Annotated in this window: 10 protein-coding genes and 1 pseudogene; 1 reads left to right on the top strand and 10 read right to left on the bottom strand. The window is 63.2% G+C overall.

What is annotated here, in order from left to right; all coding sequences use genetic code 11:
• Positions 1-95: 95 nt before the first annotated feature.
• From CAF92_RS24760 to CAF92_RS24750, 3 genes are all read right to left on the bottom strand, one after another.
• Positions 96-1,055: a hypothetical protein gene (locus CAF92_RS24760; protein ID WP_085602208.1), complete on the bottom strand. Its 960-nt coding sequence runs from the start codon at positions 1,053-1,055 to the stop codon at positions 96-98.
• 122 nt (positions 1,056-1,177) lie between these two features.
• Positions 1,178-2,083, bottom strand: coding sequence for a LysR family transcriptional regulator (locus CAF92_RS24755; protein ID WP_025339945.1), 906 nt, complete (start codon positions 2,081-2,083; stop codon positions 1,178-1,180).
• A 74-nt stretch (positions 2,084-2,157) separates the two neighbouring features.
• Positions 2,158-5,088 (bottom strand): aminotransferase, encoded by a 2,931-nt coding sequence (locus tag CAF92_RS24750; RefSeq protein ID WP_085602207.1) that lies wholly within the window; start codon positions 5,086-5,088, stop codon positions 2,158-2,160.
• A gap of 181 nt (positions 5,089-5,269) precedes the next feature.
• Here CAF92_RS24750 and CAF92_RS24745 point away from each other — a divergent pair, with 181 nt between their 5' ends.
• The gene (locus CAF92_RS24745) at positions 5,270-6,433 is read left to right on the top strand and encodes an ATP-binding protein (protein WP_085602206.1); all 1,164 of its coding nucleotides are present in this window, start codon (positions 5,270-5,272) and stop codon (positions 6,431-6,433) included.
• Positions 6,434-6,627: 194 nt separating this feature from the next.
• On the opposite strand, the pseudogene CAF92_RS24740 reads toward CAF92_RS24745, so the two are convergent.
• The 7 genes and pseudogenes from CAF92_RS24740 to CAF92_RS24710 form a co-directional block, all read right to left on the bottom strand.
• Positions 6,628-6,890, bottom strand: a pseudogene (locus CAF92_RS24740) (DUF3077 domain-containing protein).
• A gap of 648 nt (positions 6,891-7,538) precedes the next feature.
• Complete coding sequence (locus CAF92_RS24735; RefSeq protein WP_046615573.1) at positions 7,539-9,149, bottom strand: ABC transporter ATP-binding protein; 1,611 nt, start codon at positions 9,147-9,149, stop codon at positions 7,539-7,541.
• Position 9,150: 1 nt separating this feature from the next.
• A complete protein-coding gene (locus CAF92_RS24730; RefSeq protein ID WP_046615574.1) occupies positions 9,151-10,170 on the bottom strand; it encodes an ABC transporter permease in 1,020 nt (339 codons plus the stop codon).
• A gap of 1 nt (position 10,171) precedes the next feature.
• Positions 10,172-11,245, bottom strand: coding sequence for a microcin C ABC transporter permease YejB (locus CAF92_RS24725; protein ID WP_009686399.1), 1,074 nt, complete (start codon positions 11,243-11,245; stop codon positions 10,172-10,174).
• A 1-nt stretch (position 11,246) separates the two neighbouring features.
• Entirely contained in the window at positions 11,247-13,082 is a 1,836-nt protein-coding gene (locus tag CAF92_RS24720; protein WP_046615575.1) for an extracellular solute-binding protein, read from the bottom strand.
• Positions 13,079-14,908: an extracellular solute-binding protein gene (locus CAF92_RS24715; protein WP_218191752.1), complete on the bottom strand. Its 1,830-nt coding sequence runs from the start codon at positions 14,906-14,908 to the stop codon at positions 13,079-13,081. Before CAF92_RS24715 ends, CAF92_RS24720 begins: the two co-directional genes overlap by 4 nt.
• Positions 14,909-15,125: 217 nt before the next feature.
• Entirely contained in the window at positions 15,126-16,556 is a 1,431-nt protein-coding gene (locus tag CAF92_RS24710; RefSeq protein WP_046615577.1) for a lytic transglycosylase domain-containing protein, read from the bottom strand.
• Positions 16,557-16,638: the final 82 nt, after the last annotated feature.

Here is a 16,638-nt window from a genome sequence, read left to right as displayed (position 1 = left end):
CAGAATTGGCAGGCCGGAGCGTCCGCAGGCGTTACAGGTGCCGTAGGTGTTGGGGATTTCTTCCTGCATGGCGATGTGGATGGTTTTGCTGATGCTCATGAGTAACTCCTTGCCTGCGGCAGGCCGGCGACGATGTGAGACCAGGTACAGTCGTCGTAGCTGGCGAAGCGGTCCGCCAGGCGTTGCTCGCCGGCAGCTGCCTTCTCCACGTCGTGCTGGATGGTCGGGTGCTGAAGGAGCAGTGGGTGGATCATGAGCATGTGCAGGCACATGCACTGGATATCGGCGCGGTCGCGCAGGCCCTGCCTGAAGGCTTTGAGGATCAGGTTCATGGCATGGGTGGGTGCGTTTTCCGGCAAGCCTGATGTGCCTGCGAAGTGCCAGAGTGCATGGGGATGCTGCACGGCACTCAGGCGATGCCAGGCACAGAGCAGTTGAATGATCTGTGGTGCAACATGCTGGGTCGCCCTCACGGCCTCGGGGACGGCCAGTTCGCCAGCCATGGGTTTCCGCTCGAATACCTCGCAACTGCCACAACCATCGGGATGTAGCCAGCTGCGAACCGGCCCGAGGACTTCGCCCGCGTTTTTCAGAGTCGCGCGCAACAGCGCCATCCGCACGGGTTCGAACCAGGCGGTGATGCCGTGTGGTTTTGGTTGGTGCAGCACCTGACACTGCTGGCTGATGTGCTGGGCGATGAGGGCGGCGGGTTGATCGCTGATCAGCCAGCCACACACGTAGTGCCAGGTAGCCGCTGATTCACGAGCGGCGCAGGTCGCGCTTAATGGGGCAAGGGCTGTTGGTGCATCCCCGGGTTTGGCAAGCCGCACCAGAGCTGGCCAGCACTCGGGATCCTGCACCAGCCCGCTGCAGTCGACGCGCGTTACGGCATCACTACCCAGCGCTTCGCTGAGGGCAGCGATGCCTAGCGGGTGCTCAGGGGGGCAACCAGCGAATGGGTCGAGTAAAAGGTAGAGGGCCTCTTGTGGCTTGCGCTGCCGAGTGGCGAAGTGATCGACCGACTGCACGTAGCCCTGCGCGGACTGGCTCGACATGAGAAGTTCCTTTTCTTCTTGATGGCGAGCAGAAACCTAACGGGGAATCAATACTGCAGGTAGTTATTGGCTTCCTAACCAGTTGTAGGATTTTTCGCTTTCGGACGAGGTGGTCGTATCGCTCAGGACCTAGGGGATTCCGTTTCAAAGCATTGGCGCATCACGTCAAGGTAACGCCGGGCGCCCAGGCCCAACGGGCGCGACTTGACCCAGATGATGTCCACCCACAAGCGCAACCGGCTTGCCATGTTGTCGAAGCGCACTTCCGCCAGCGCGCCCGAAGCAATCAACGGCTCGACCAACGGCTGCGGCAGGTAGGCCCAACCAAGGCCCGATTGCACCAGGTCCAGCGTGGCCAGGTAGCTGTCGGTCAGCCAGATGCGCCGCGACAGCACCATGCGCGGGTCCGACCCGGTGGCCTTGCCCGAAGCCACGATTATTTGCCGCTGTTCGGCGAACGCCTCTTCCGGCAACGGCATGCCGTTGTTCTGCCCGGCTGGATGGCGGGGGGAGGCGACGGCCACCAGCAATTGGCTGCCGGCCTCCAGGAATGACTCGCGCTCGTCGATGCCAGGCCGTTCGAAGACCAGTGCCAGTTGCACGCTGCCGTCATGCAGCAGGCGAATGGCTTCTGCCTGGGTGGCCGAGCGCACTTCGATTTCCAGGCTGGGAAATTCCTGGGCGAGGGTTTCCAGCGGCTGGCTCCAGCGGCCGGTCTGCAGCTCGGGGGCCATGGCGATGGTCAGGCGCTTTTCCAGGCCCTTGTGCAGTTGCAGGGCCTGGGCGTCGAGCAGGTTGAGCTGGCAGATCACCTGCCTGGCCTGGGGCTCCAGGGCCAGGGCGGCACTGGTGGGCAAGGCTTTGCGCGTGGCCCGGTCGAACAGCACCAGGTCCAGCTCAGCCTCCAGTTGGGCGATGGCCATGCTCACGGCCGAAGGCACACGCCCCAGCTTGCGCGCGGCGGCAGAGAACGAGCCTGCCTCCAGCACCGCGAGGAAGATTGCCAGGGAGTCGCTGGTAAAGGCCATTGTCAGTAAACCTGATGACGAGGAAGCGTTGTGGCCGAAAAGTATGAACACTCCTCGGCCAGCTTCGCAATTCTTTACAGGTCTTCGGAGAGCACCCGATCAATGCTGTCGACAAAGTAGTCCACGCTCGCCCGGGTGGTGCACATCGGCGGCTTGATCTTGAGGATGTTCAGGTAATCGCCGGTCGGCTGCATGAAAATGCCCAGGTCACGCAGGCGGTTGCACAGGGCCATGGTTTCCTCGGTTGCCGGTTCCAGCGTTGCGCGGTCGCGCACCAGTTCCAGCCCCAGGTAGAAGCCCGAACCATGTGCCGCGCCGGCCAGCGGGTGCTTGTCCACCAGTGCCTGCAGGCGCGCCTTGAAATAGCGCCCGGTGTTTCTGGCGTTATCCCACAGGCCTTCCTCCTGCATCACATCCAGCACCGCCATGCCGATGCGGCAACTGACCGGGCTGCCGCCGGCCGAGGAGAAGAAGTAGCCCTCGGCCTCCAGCGCTTCGGCGATCTCGCGGCGGGTGATGACTACGCCCAGTGGCTGGCCGTTACCCATACCCTTGGCCATGGTGATGATGTCGGGCACCACGCCCTGTTCCTCGAAGCCCCAGAAGTACTCGCCCAGGCGGCCATAGCCGACCTGCACTTCGTCGGCGATGCACACACCGCCCCGGGCGCGGACCTTGGCATAGGCCTCGCGCAGGTAACCGGCCGGCAACGAAATACCACCGGCATTGCCGTACACCGGCTCGCAGATGATGCCTGCCAGCTGGCGGCCACGGGCATCGAGGTCAGCCAGCTTGGCGTCGAGGTCGCGCAGGTAGTCGGTGGCGCTGTCGGCGCCACGGAAGCGGCCGCGGAAGGTGTTCGGCGCCTCGACCGGGTGCACCCAGTCCGGGCGGGTTTCCAAAGCCTGCGGGTTGTCGGCGATGGAAGTTGAAATGGCATCGGTGGCCACTGACCAGCCGTGGTAGGCCTCTAGCACGCTGAGCAGGTCGCGCCCACCGCTGTAGGCCCAGGCCAGGCGAATCGCCAGGTCGTTGGCTTCGGTGCCGCTGTTGACCATGAACACCCGGTCGAAGCCTTCGGGTGCCAACTCCAGCAGGCGTTCCGAGAACTCGGTGATGGCCGCGTAGTGGAAGCGCGAGTTGGTGTTCAGCAGCGACCACTGCCGTGCCGACTCGGCTACCATGCGCGGGTGGCCGTGGCCCAGCACAGCAACGTTGTTGAGCATGTCCAGGTACGAGCGGCCCTGCATGTCGATCAGGTAGTTGCGCCAGCCGCGTTCGATGTGAGGTGGTTGCGCGTAGTAGTGCTTCTGCGAGCGGGCGAAGCTGGCATCGCGGCGAGCCAGCAGGGCCTGTGGGTCAGGCAGCGGCTCGGCATTGCAGTCGAAGCCCAGCAACGCAGCTGGCGACGGGCACAGGGCCAGCCAGGCGGCAGCCTGGGATGGGGCGGCGAAGAACGGCGGCTGAATGCCGCTATCCAGGCTCAGCTGCACGCTTAGGAAGCCACAGCTGCTACCCAGCGACTGGCCTTTTTCCACGGCCTGGCCATCTGCAGGCACATCTTCCAGGCCTCGCAGCCACAACGCCCAGTGCGCGCTGCGCAGGCAGCCACGGCCGTCGCCATGGCGTTGCCAGGTACCTGCATCTGGCGCTTGCACCAGGCTGCCGTTGGGTACATGAAGCTCTACGCCCAGAGCACAGGTGGCAGGCTCTTCGGGGCGGTCGATATGGGTTTGCGACAGGCGATACTGCCCGTGCAGGCTGCAGGCAGGGGCCGGTTGCGTGGTCAGCAGGTGCTGGTCGAAGCCTGGTTGCTCCCAGTTGCCCGCCTCGCAATGCACGCTGAGTACACCCAGGTCGACGCGCGTCACTGCCTGACCATCCAGGTCCGGCAGCAGGAGGGCGCAGCCGCTCAGGTCCGGCGTGGCTGGCTGCAGGCCAGCAGCTTGCAGGATGGCCGCTTCCATCAACGCGTAAGGCACGGCGGTGGCAGTGTCGAAGATCTCCCATTCATGGGCGATGTTGTCGCGGGTGTACTGGTTGCCGGGGTCGACGGCAAGTTGCTGTTCGCTGCTCAGCACCAGCACGGCAGCGCGATTGAGCACCAGTGGCCACAGCGCCCGCAGTTCGGCTTCGCTCAGAGGGTTGAGCGCCTGGTAGGCACGCACGGCCGGCAGGATGCGCAGCGGGTCGCCCTCGGCGTGGTGCAACAATGCAGCGCAGGTCACCGACAGGTCGGCGATGCGCCAGGTGCGCAACAAGTCGCCGAAATCGATCACCCCTTGCAGCTGCCATTGGCGCTCGCCATCGCGGGCCCAGACGGCGTTGTCGTCGGTGATGTCCAGGTGCACGGCCTGGCTTGGCAGCTGGTCGATCAGCGGCGCCAGGTGCTCGGCGGCCAGTTGGGTGGCCCGCTCGATGCGGGCGCGTTGCTCGGCGTTGCGCAGCACGGGCAGCAGGTGCTGGATCAGTGCCTGGGCATGTTGCGGGTCCCATTGCAGGGTGCGCGTCAGGCCCGGGTGGTCGAAAGTGGCCAAGGCCTTGTCCAGCCGCGCGCAGAGCCCGCCGAGTTCGGCCATCAGGCGTGGTTCCATGTGCTTGAGGCGGGTCAAAGGCTGGCCTTCGATGTAGTCGAGCAGGCGCATGCGCAGTGGTTTCCCGTCTATTTCCAACGCCAGCAGCATCTGGCCATCGCTGGCCGGGCGCACGGCGGGCACTGGCAAGCCCTGTTCGCGCAGGTAGGCCAGGGCCGCGTGCTGGGCCTCGAGCTCCAGCTGGGCGTAGCTGCCGTGGCAGGCCTTGAGCACGAAACGGCCTTGTGGTGCGTCTACACGGAAGTTCAGGTCCTGTTGGCTGCCCAGTGCCGTCAGGTTGCCGGCAATGCCGTAGTGCGTCTGCAGCACGGCATGTGCCTGGGCTTCGGTGAGCGACGGGCTGGGCAGGCCGGAGCGCTGGATCAGCGTGGTCAGGGCAGGGGAGGCGGGCTGGTGTTGTGGGCTGGACATGGGGCTCTACCGTTGCTGCTGGGGTTGACGGTGGAGAATTTATGCCCGATCTGGCTGATGATGGAAGACGATTGTTGTCAGAAAATTTGATGATGGCTTTCGAACCGACCTGCCTGTACGCCTTTACATTAAATTATTCTCTGCCAATAATTATTGGTATTCAATAATTTCGGATAAAGCCATGATCGACATCTTCCCGCGCCGTGAACTGGCTGCCGACATGGCCAGGCAGCTGTTGAAACCGTCCGCCCTGAATATCGGCTTGAGATCAGGGCTGTTTTTCTCCGGGCTGCGCAGGACTGGCAAAACCACCTTTTTAAAGAACGACTTGATCCCTGCACTGGAGGAAATGGGTGCATTGGTGATCTATGTCGACCTCTGGAGTGATACCCAGACCAGCCCGGTCGTGCTGGTCCTCGCCGCAGTGCGTAAAGCCCTTGCTGATCTTCAGAAACCTACCTCGGCTTTCTTGCAGAAACTCAAGGCCCTGCGTGGCGCGGAGGTCGAAGTGGCTGGGCTGAAGTTTGGCTTTAACCTGGAAACCTTGGGCACAGAGGGCGGTGTCACACTTGCGGAAGCGCTGACCGAGGTTGTGGACCAGGCCAGGACTGACGTTGTGCTGGTCGTCGACGAGGTGCAGCAGGCAATCACAACCGAGGACGGCCAGCAGATGATGCTGGCGCTCAAGGCTGCGCGCGATGCCATCAATCCGCGCCCGAACACGCCAGGGCACTTCCTGTTCATCGGTACCGGCTCTCACCGGGCGATGGTCAACGAGTTGACCGCGCGGCGTAACCAAGCTTTTGCCGGTGCCACAAACGTGCCGTATCCGGTGCTGGACAGGGACTATGTCGAATTCTGGCTCAAGCGGCTCGCAAAAGATGGCCTGGGCAACTTGCCGTCGCTGGATGTCGCGGCACAGGCATTCAAAACGCTGGGCAGCAGGCCCGAGGAGTTCATTCGTGCACTTCGGCAGTTGGTTCACTCACCTGCGTCCGGGATGGGGCCGGATGAGGTGCTGCCGGTAATCGCATCAACGCTGCGGTCGGCGGCTGCTGACCTGGAACTGATGAAAGTAGAGGAGCTGGGCGTCCTGGCTGAGGCGATTTTTGCCCGGATCGCATCGGTCGAAGGCGATGCGCGTGGGGTATTCTCCAACGAAGCGGCGGCCGAGTATTCGAAGTCTGTGGGGCGTGAAGTGCGTGTCGAAGAGATACAGCCGGTTGCCAACGAACTGCTGGCCGCTAACCTGATCATGCGTCGGGGGCATGGGCTGTATGGGGTGACCGACCCCTTTGTACAGGAGATCTGGCGCGAGCGGCAGGAGTTGTTGGGCCGGCTCTGAGCTGCATCTACGTAGGCCAGCTGGCGCCGGCCTCCCGGGGTGTGCAATCTCTCGTGGGGAGGGCCTTGTGTCGCGAAACGGCCGCAGGGCGGCCCCCAGATTTCTGCATGAAAGCATAAATCGCCGGGGCTGCTTTGCAGCCCTTTGGCGACACGAGACCGCTCCCATATGTGCGTTATGGCCTGTGATGCCAATCAGCGCATCATGCCCAGCTCGGCATCATCCATCAGCGCCTTGGCCATCGCACTCAGGTAGTGGGCAGCCCAGATCATCATCGGTTTCTCGTCCATCAGGCCGGTGATGGTCAGTTCGCGTACATAGCCCATCAGCTCTGAGGATTGCTCGCGGGCATCGCGGCAGGGATGCCGGGCTCTATGCGGAAAAGTGGGTGGGTGCCGTGTTCGCCTTGGTAGAACGTGGTTTTACCGACAGTGAATTGGGTGTCTTCTTTGGTCATTTTTGAATCCCCTCAAAATTCTCGACTGCCTGGGCCGGCCTCTTCGCGGGCACGCCCGCTCCCACAGGTACTGCGCAAGTCTTGAAGCCTGTGGTGACCCTGTGGGAGCGGGCGTGCCCGCGAAAGGGCCGGCCCTGGCGACATATTAATCAGCCTTGGTGCAAGTCTTGGGTTTGGCGAGCGTCAGCACCTGGAGCAGAGCGACTTCGAGGGGATGGAGTGGGAGTGGATCGGGGACAAACTTCAACATCGTGATTAACCTCTGGGGGCCTCCATCTGCCTGCTGTCAAACAGTCAGGTGGCAGCTGTACGTGGGTTGACAGACCGGTGGTTAATCACGCAAAAGTTCCGGCGCACGCAAGCGTGCCCACACGCACAGCCACCATGAAGCGGAGACTGCCTGCGTGAATTAACCGTCACAGCCTGTCAAAGCTGTATCGCTGATCTTCAGCGACCAACCGAGACTGGAGCCCAGCCAGAGCAGCCGCAACGGAAAACACGCGGCAGGAGTATGTTTGGGAAATGGCCTGCAAGGAAGGGGATAAGTCTGTTTTTTACCTCGCCGAAAGCGGGCCGCTTTGCGGCCCATCGCCGGCAAGCCAGCTCCCACAGGGATAGCGCACGGCTTGAAGCCGGCGCGGTCAAAAGCTAACTAGCCGCATCCACTTCCAAGAACGCCGCCTCCAGCAACTGCCGGGTATACGGATGCTGCGGCGCATGGAAGATCGCCTGCGCATCCCCTTGTTCCACCACGTGCCCATGCTTGATCACCATCAACTGGTGGCTCAACGCCTTGACCACCGCCAGGTCATGGCTGATGAACAGGTAGGTCAGGTTGTATTTCTGCTGCAGATTGCGCAGCAACTCCACCACCTGCCGCTGCACCGTGCGGTCCAGCGCCGACGTAGGTTCATCCAGCAGGATCAGCGCCGGCTTCAATACCAACGCCCGGGCAATGGCAATGCGCTGGCGCTGCCCGCCTGAAAACTCATGTGGATAGCGATGCCGCGTGCGCGGGTCCAGCCCCACTTCCTCCAGGGCCGCAATAATTGCAGCTTCCTGTTCCTGCGCGGTACCGATGCGGTGGATGCGCAACCCTTCGCCGACAATGTCCTCCACGCACATGCGCGGGCTCAGGCTGCCGAACGGGTCCTGGAACACTACCTGCATTTCCCGGCGCAACGGGCGCACGGCCTTCTGGTTGAGACCTTCCAGATTCTGCCCATGAAAGCGAATGCCGCCCTGGCTGGAGATCAGCCGCAAGATCGCCAAACCCAAGGTCGACTTGCCCGACCCGGACTCGCCGACGATCCCCAGCGTCTGCCCTTGCGGCAAGCTGAAGTTGATCCCGTCCACTGCCTTCACATGGTCGACCGTGCGCCGCAGCAGGCCCTTCTTGATCGGGAACCAGACCTTGAGGTCAGCCACCTCCAGCAACGGCGCGCCTACCGGGTTGTGCGCCGGCAGCCCGCTGGGCTCGGCATTGATCAGCATCTGCGTGTAGTGGTGCTGCGGGGCGCTGAACAGCCTGGCGCATTCGGCCTGCTCGACAATCTGCCCGTGCTGCATCACGCACACGCGGTGGGCGATGCGTCGTACCAGGTTCAGGTCATGGCTGATCAGTAGCAGGGCCATGCCCAGACGTGCCTGCAGTTCCTTGAGCAGGTCGAGAATCTTCAACTGCACGGTCACGTCCAGTGCCGTGGTCGGCTCATCCGCAATCAGCAGTTCCGGCTCGTTGGCCAGGGCCATGGCGATCATCACCCGCTGGCGCTGCCCGCCGGACAGTTCGTGCGGCAGGGCCTTCAGGCGCTTGCGTGGCTCGGGAATGCCGACCATCTCCAGCAGTTCCAGGGTGCGCGCCGTGGCCTCCTTGCCGGTCAGGCCTTTGTGCAGCAGGAGAATTTCGTTGATCTGCTTCTCGATGCAGTGCAACGGGTTCAGCGAGGTCATCGGCTCCTGGAAGATCATCGCAATGCGGTTGCCGCGAATGCGCTGCATGGTCTTCTCGTTCTGCTGCAGAAGGTCCTTGTCCTCATAGCGGATGCTGCCGCTGGGGTGGCGCGCCAGGGGATAGGGCAGCAGGCGCAGCAGCGAGTGCGCGGTGACCGATTTGCCCGAGCCACTCTCGCCCACCAGTGCCAGCGTCTCACCCTTGCGGATGTCGAAGCTGATGCCGTTCACCACGCGGTGAGCCTGGTCACCGGTGACGAACTCCACCGCCAGGTCGCGCACTTCGATCAGGTTCTGTTCACTCATGTCACTTCCTCGGGTCGAAGGCATCGCGGGCGGATTCGCCGATGAACACCAGCAGGCTCAGCATCAGCGCCAGCACGGCGAAGGCGCTGATGCCCAGCCATGGGGCCTGCAGGTTGGACTTGCCCTGGGCCACCAGTTCGCCCAGTGATGGTGCGCCCGGCGGCAGGCCGAAGCCGAGGAAATCCAGGGCGGTGAGGGTGCCGATGGCGCCGGTGAGAATGAACGGCATGAAGGTCATGGTCGAGATCATGGCGTTCGGCAGGATGTGCCGGTACATGATCGCGCCGTTGCGCATCCCCAACGCGCGGGCTGCGCGCACGTATTCCAGGTTGCGCCCACGCAGGAACTCGGCGCGCACCACGTCCACCAGGCTCATCCACGAGAACAGCAGCATGATGCCCAGCAACCACCAGAAATTGGGCTGCACGAAGCTGGCGAGGATGATCAGCAGGTACAGTACCGGCAGGCCCGACCAGACTTCCAGGAAACGTTGCCCGGCCAGGTCGACCCAGCCGCCATAGAAGCCCTGCAAGGCACCGGCGATCACGCCGACGATGGAGCTGAGCACGGTCAGGGTCAGGGCGAACAGCACCGAAATGCGGAAGCCGTAGATCACCCGTGCCAGCACGTCGCGGCCCTGGTCGTCGGTACCCAGCCAGTTGTCCGCCGACGGTGGGGCCGGGGCGGGTACGCGCAGGTCGTAGTTGATGCTCTGGTAGCTGAACGGGATCGGTGCCCACAGCACGAAGCTGTCTTTCTTCTCCAGCAGGTCGCGGATGTACGGGCTCTTGTAGTTGGCTTCCAGCGGGAATTCGCCGCCAAAGGTGGTTTCCGGGTAGCGCTTGAACGCCGGGAAGTACCATTCGCCGTCGTAGCGCACGGCAATCGGCTTGTCGTTGGCGATCAGCTCGGCGCCGAGGCTCAGGCCGAACAGGATCAGGAACAGCCACAGCGACCACCAGCCACGGCGGTTGGCCTTGAAGCGCTCGAAGCGCCGGCGGTTGAGGGGGGACAAGGCCATGTCAGTGCTCCCGGCTGGCGAAGTCGATGCGTGGATCGACCAGGGTGTAGGTCAGGTCGCCGATCAGTTTCACCACCAGCCCCAGCAGGGTGAAGATGAACAGGGTGCCGAAGACCACCGGGTAGTCACGGTTGATGGCTGCCTCGAAACTCATCAGGCCGAGGCCGTCGAGGCTGAAGATCACTTCGATCAGCAAGGAACCGGTGAAGAAGATGCCAATGAACGCCGAAGGGAAACCGGCAATCACCAGCAGCATCGCGTTGCGGAACACATGGCCGTACAGCACCCGTGGCCGGCTCAGGCCCTTGGCCTTGGCGGTGACCACGTATTGCTTGTTTATCTCGTCGAGGAAGCTGTTCTTGGTCAGCAAGGTCATGGTGGCGAAGTTGCCGATGACCAGCGCGGTGATCGGCAGCACCAGGTGCCAGAAGTAGTCCAGCACCTTGCCGGTGGTGCTCAGCTCGTCGAAGTTGTTGGAGGTGAGGCCACGCAGCGGGAACCAGTCGAAGTAGCTGCCGCCGGCGAACAGCACGATCAGCAGGATGGCGAACAGGAACGCCGGGATGGCGTAGCCGACGATGATCGCCGAACTGGTCCACACGTCGAAATGGCTGCCGTGGCGTACGGCCTTGGCAATGCCCAGCGGGATCGACACCAGGTACATGATCAGCGTGCTCCACAGCCCAAGCGAAATCGACACAGGCATCTTCTCGATGATCAGGTCGATGACCTTGGCATCGCGGAAGAAGCTGTCGCCGAAGTCCAGCCGGGCGTAGTTCTTGATCATGATCCACAGGCGCTCGGGCGGCGACTTGTCGAAGCCGTACATGCGTTCGATCTCGGCGATCAGTGCCGGGTCCAGGCCCTGGGCGCCACGGTAATTGGAGCCGGCCACGGACACTTCGGCACCGCCACCGGCAATGCGGCTGGTGGCGCCTTCGAAACCTTCGAGCTTGGCGATCATCTGCTCGACCGGGCCGCCGGGTGCGGCCTGGACGATGATGAAGTTGATGATCAGGATGCCGAACAGGGTCGGGATGATCAGCAACAGGCGGCGCAGGATGTAGGCCAGCATGTTATTCGGCCTCGTCCGCAGTGGTTTCGCTGACGGCCGGGGTTGCGCCGGGTTTGATCCACCAGGTGTCGATGCCGATGTCGTACTTGGGCGAGACGTCCGGGTGGCCGATGTGGTTCCAGTAGGCCACGCGCCAGGTCTTGATGTGCCAGTTGGGGATCACGTAGTAGCCCCACAGCAGTACGCGGTCGAGAGCCCGGCAGTGGTCGATCAGGCTCTGCCGCGAATCGGCGTTGATCAGCTGTTCCACCAGTTGGTCGATGGCAGGGTCGCGCAGGCCGATGAAGTTGCGGCTGCCGGGGTTGTCGGCGGCGGCACTGGACCAGAACTCGCGCTGCTCATTGCCCGGCGAGTTGGACTGCGGGTAGCCACCGACGATCATGTCGTAGTCGCGCGAGCGCAGGCGGGTGATGTACTGGGAAACGTCGACCCGGCGGATGTTCAGGTCGATGCCGAGATCGGCGAGATTGCGTTTGAACGGCAGCAGAATGCGTTCGAACTCGGTTTGTGCCAGCAGGAACTCGATGCTCACCGGCTTGCCCTGGGCGTCGACCATCTTGTCGTCGACGATTTTCCAGCCCGCTTCCTGCAGCAGCTTGTAGGCCTGGCGCTGCTGTTCGCGGATCATGCCGCTGCCGTCGCTGACCGGGTTGCGGAAGGCTTCGCTGAATACCTGCTCGGGTACCTTGCCACGCAATGGTTCGAGGATTTTCAGCTCGTTGGGGCCTGGCAGGCCGCGTGCGGCCATTTCCGAGTTTTCGAAGTAGCTGCCGGTGCGGGTGTAGGCGCCGTTGAACAGCTGCTTGTTGGTCCACTCGTAGTCCAGCAGCAGGCTCAGCGCCTTGCGCACGCGCACGTCCTGGAACACCGGGCGGCGGATGTTGAAGATGAAGCCCTGCATGCCGGTGGGGTTGCCGTTGGGCAACTCTTCCTTGATCAGGCGGCCATCGCGTACGGCGGGTACGTTGTAGGCGGTGGCCCAGTTCTTCGCGCTGACTTCCAGCGCATAGTCGAACGCACCGGCCTTGAGTGCTTCCAGGGCGACGGTGGTGTCGCGGTAGGAGTCGAAGGTCATGACGTCGAAGTTGTAGAAGCCACGGTTGATCGGCAGGTCCTTGGCCCAGTAGTCCTTGACCCGCTCGTAGCGCACCGAGCGCCCGGCCTTGACCTCGGCGACCTTGTACGGGCCGCTACCCAGCGGGATTTCGAGGTTGCCGCGGTTGAATTCGCGGCTTTCGTACCAGTGCTTGGGCAGTACCGGCAACTGGCCGAGAATCAGCGGCAGCTCGCGGTTGTTCTTGTGCTTGAAGGTGAACAGCACTGTCAGTGGGTCTTCGGCGACCACTTCGGCGACGTCGGCATAGTACTGGCGGTACAGCGGCGCGCCGTCCTTGATCAGAGCATTGAAGGTGAACACCACGTCTTCGGCGCGCATAGGGTGGCCGTCGTGAAAGCGTGCCTCGGGGCGCAGGTAGAAGCGCACCCAGCTGTTGTCCGGGGCCTTTTCGATCTTGCCGGCCACCAGGCCGTACTCGGTGAACGGCTCGTCCTGGCTCTGGCGCATCAGCGTGTCGTAGATGCTGCCGATATTCTCGGCCGGCACGCCCTTGTTGATGAACGGGTTGAGGCTGTCGAAGCCGCCGAAGCTGGACTGGCGGAAGGTACCACCCTTGGGGGCGTCAGGGTTGACGTAGGCGAAGTGCTTGAAGTCGGCGGGGTACTTGGGGGGCTCGTCGTACAGGGTGAGCGCGTGTTGCGGTGCAGCCAGGGCGGGAAGGCCCAGGCAGGCAAGCAACAGGCTGCCAGCCAGCCGGCGCAGTCGGTGGGTTGGCGTCATTGGGCTTTCTCCAAAGTCTTGATCCACCAGCTGTTCAGCCCAAGGGTGTAGGGCGGCGTGGTGACGAAGGCGAACCGGTTGCGGTAGGCCAGGCGATGATTGTCGAGGTACCAGTTTGGGATCATGTAGTACTGCCATGAGAGCACGCGGTCCAGGGCGCGGGCGGCGGCGACCTGGTCATCGCGGGTGCGGGCGGCGAGCAGGGTGTCGAGCAGATGGTCGACCACCGGGTCCCTGACCCCAGCATAGTTCTTGCTGCCTTTGGTTGTGGCCTGGCTGGAGTGGAAGTACAGCCACTGTTCGAGACCGGGGCTCAGGGTCTGGTTCAGTGTCATCAGAATCATGTCGAAATCGAACTGGTCAAGGCGTTGTTTGTACTGGGCGCGGTCCACGGTACGCAAGCGCGCATCGATGCCTATGCTGGCCAGATTTTCGACATAAGGTTGCAGGATGCGTTCAAGGTTGGGGTTTACCAGCAGCAGCTCCATGCGCAACTGCCGGCCCTTGCTGTCGACCAGGCGCTGGCCGTTCAGCTTCCAGCCGGCCTGGTCGAGCAGGCCGAGGGCCTGGCGCAGGGTCTGGCGGCTGATGCCACGGCCATCGGTGCGGCTGACCTTGTAGGGTTCGCTGAACAGGCTGGCCGGCAACTGGTCACGGAACGGTGCCAGCAGCAGCCACTCCTTGCCGGTGGGCAGGCCGGTGGCGGCGAATTCGCTGTTGGGGTAGTAGCTGGTCGAGCGGCGGTAGGCGCCACTGAACAGGGCGCGGTTGGTCCACTCGAAGTCGAGCATCAGCCCCAGTGCCTGGCGTACTCGTGGGTCGCTGAAGGTGGCCCGTCGGCTGTTCATGAACAGGCCCTGGGTTTGCGTGGGGATGCGGTGCGGGATCTGCGCCTTGATCACCTCGCCTCGGCGCACGGCCGGGAAGTTATAGCCGTTGGCCCAGTTCTTCGCCTGGTGCTCGATATAGATGTCGAACTCGCCGGCCTTGAATGCTTCGAAAGCGACCGTGGCGTCGCGGTAGAACTCGTACTCCACGCGGTTGAAGTTGTACTTGCCACGGTTCACCGCCAGGTCCTTGCCCCAGTAGTTCTTCACCCGTTCGAACACCAGCCGGCGCCCAGGCTGGACCTGGGTGATGCGGTAGGGGCCGCTGCCCAGCGGGGGCTCGAAGGTGGTGGCCTTGAAGTCGCGCTTTTGCCAGTAGTGCTTGGGCAGCACCGGCATTTCGCCAAGGCGCAGGATCAGCAGCGGGTTGCCTGCGCGCTTGAAGACGAAGCGGATGCGCAGTGGGCCGAGGATGTCCACCCGCTGCACTTCCTGCAGGTTGGTGCGGTAGATCGGGTGGCCATCCTTGAGCAGGGTGCGATAGGAGAAGGCCACGTCTGCCGAAGTGATCGGCTTGCCGTCATGCCAGTGGGCTTCCGGGCGCAGGTTGAATACCACCCAGCTGCGGTCCTCGCTGTACTCCACCGAGCGGGCGATCAGGCCATAGCTGGAGGTCGGTTCGTCGCCGGACGGGTCGTACTGGCCGGTGCCGACCATCAGCGGCTCGTTCAGCTCGCTGATGCCGTATTGCTGGAAATTGGGCGTGGTAATCGGGCTCGACCCCTTGAAGGTGTAGGGGTTGAGGGTGTCGAAGGTACCGAAAGCCATGGCCCGCAAGGTACCGCCCTTGGGCGCTTGCGGGTTGACCCAGTCGAAATGGGTGAATGTGGCTGGGTACTTGAGCGTGCCGAACTGCGCGTATCCGTGGCTTTCGCTCACCATCGCGGCTGCGGGAAAGCTCAAGGCCAGGCTGAGTGACAGCAGGAGGGGACGTATCAAGTCGGCATCCGATCCAGAGGCGTTGGGCTTTGATCGGAGTACAGTAACAGCTTGGTGGGGTTGGAAAAAGAGTGCGAACTTGAGGATGCAAGGGGCTGCCTTGCAGCCCATCGCCGGCAAGCCAGCTCCCACAGGTACTGCACAGGACTTGAAGTCGATGCGGCCGGTGTGGGAGCTGGCTTGCCGGCGATGGGGCGCGCAGCGGCCCCGTACTACATCAATGCGAGAGGTAGACGGTGAGGGTCTGGCCTGGCTTCAGGGCATGGCCGCTGCGCGGGTTCCAGCGTTTGAGGTGCTTCATTTCCACGTTGAAGCGCTTGGCCACCAGGTACAGCGAGTCGCCCTTGCGTACCTTGTACTGCGTGGAGCGCTGCCCGGAGGCGGCTACCCGATTGCCAGCGGCGCTCGGCGCGCTGCCACCGCGCAGGGCCAGGACCTGGCCAGCGCGAACGCTGTTTCCGGAGAGGCGGTTCCAGCGCTTGATGTCCTTGACCGAAACGCGGTTGGCCTTGGCGATGGCGCCCAGGTTGTCGCCGCGCTTGACCCGGTAGCTGCGTGCCGCCACCGGGGCCTTGGCTTCGGCCACCGCGCGGGCGAACACGGCCTTGTTCGGCTGCAGGCTGACCAGTTGCTCGGGCTTGAGGTTGGACAGGCTGTCGCTTAGCAGCTGTGCCTTGGCGGTGGGTACCAGCAGCTGCTGCGGGCCATCCACGGTCATGCGCTTCTTGAATGCCGGGTTGAGCTGGATCAGCTCGTCTTCGTCGATGTTGGCGAAGGCCGCTACCCGCGACAGATCGAGGCGGTCGTTGATGGCCACCGCCTCGAAGTAGGGTTCGTTGGCGATCGGGTTCAGGTTCACGCCATAGGCTTCCGGCGTGAGTACCACCTGCGACAGGGCCAGCAGCTTGGGCACGTAGTCGCGGGTTTCCTGCGGCAGCGGCAGGTTCCAGTAGTCGGTGGGCAGGCCGAGCCGTTCGTTGCGCTCGATGGCGCGACTGACCGTGCCTTCGCCGGCGTTGTAGGCAGCCAGGGCCAGCAGCCAGTCGCCGTTGAACATGTCGTGCAGGCGGCTGAGGTAGTCCAGTGCGGCGTTGGTCGAGGCGGTCACGTCGCGACGGCCATCGTAGAAGTTGGTCTGGCGCAGGTTGAAGTGACGGCCGGTGGAGGGGATGAACTGCCACATGCCCGCGGCATGGGCGCGCGAGTAGGCCATCGGGTTGTAGGCGCTTTCGATGGCTGGCAGCAGAGCCAGCTCCAGCGGCATGTCACGTTCTTCGAGGCGCTCGACGATGTAGTGCAGGTAGAGGCTGCCACGCTCGCCGGCGCTTTCGATGAAGCTTGGGTTGCTGGCGAACCACAGGCGCTGCTGCTCGATGCGCGGGTTGACGTCGATGTTGTCCTGCAGCGCAAAGCCCTGGCGCATGCGTTCCCACACATCCTGTGGTGCCTGTTCGGCCGGCTTGACCAGCAGCGGTGAAGGCTTGTGCTTGATCCGCGCCTGGTAGTTGTGCGCGCGAACGCTATCGGATTCGTCGAGCTGACGGGTGCTCTGGCAGCCCACCAAAGTGGCGGCCAGGGCCAGCGCACTGATTTGGGCCAGGCGCGTCAGGGCGACGGAATGAGAGGTTCTGCGGCTACGGGAAGACATCGGCTGACACAGGTTTCCGGGCGAAAAATTTCGGCGATTCTAGAAACCGCTCCGGGCCTGGTCAACCTTTGACCATCGCTTG

It is taken from the genome of Pseudomonas sp. B10(2017) (assembly GCF_002113295.1).
In the GTDB taxonomy this organism is placed as follows: domain Bacteria; phylum Pseudomonadota; class Gammaproteobacteria; order Pseudomonadales; family Pseudomonadaceae; genus Aquipseudomonas; species Aquipseudomonas pudica.
Note: the sequence above shows the minus strand (reverse complement) of the source record. Positions and strands in the feature narration are given on the sequence as shown.

Excerpts from the sequence above, each read along its gene's own strand:
- CAF92_RS24760 (WP_085602208.1), bottom strand. The coding sequence starts at position 1,055 with ATGTCGAGCCAGTCCGCGCAGGGCTACGTGCAGTCGGTCGATCACTTC.
- CAF92_RS24755 (WP_025339945.1), bottom strand. The coding sequence starts at position 2,083 with ATGGCCTTTACCAGCGACTCCCTGGCAATCTTCCTCGCGGTGCTGGAG.
- CAF92_RS24750 (WP_085602207.1), bottom strand. The coding sequence starts at position 5,088 with ATGTCCAGCCCACAACACCAGCCCGCCTCCCCTGCCCTGACCACGCTG.
- CAF92_RS24745 (WP_085602206.1), top strand. The coding sequence starts at position 5,270 with ATGATCGACATCTTCCCGCGCCGTGAACTGGCTGCCGACATGGCCAGG.
- CAF92_RS24735 (WP_046615573.1), bottom strand. The coding sequence starts at position 9,149 with ATGAGTGAACAGAACCTGATCGAAGTGCGCGACCTGGCGGTGGAGTTC.
- CAF92_RS24730 (WP_046615574.1), bottom strand. The coding sequence starts at position 10,170 with ATGGCCTTGTCCCCCCTCAACCGCCGGCGCTTCGAGCGCTTCAAGGCC.
- CAF92_RS24725 (WP_009686399.1), bottom strand. The coding sequence starts at position 11,245 with ATGCTGGCCTACATCCTGCGCCGCCTGTTGCTGATCATCCCGACCCTG.
- CAF92_RS24720 (WP_046615575.1), bottom strand. The coding sequence starts at position 13,082 with ATGACGCCAACCCACCGACTGCGCCGGCTGGCTGGCAGCCTGTTGCTT.
- CAF92_RS24710 (WP_046615577.1), bottom strand. The coding sequence starts at position 16,556 with ATGTCTTCCCGTAGCCGCAGAACCTCTCATTCCGTCGCCCTGACGCGC.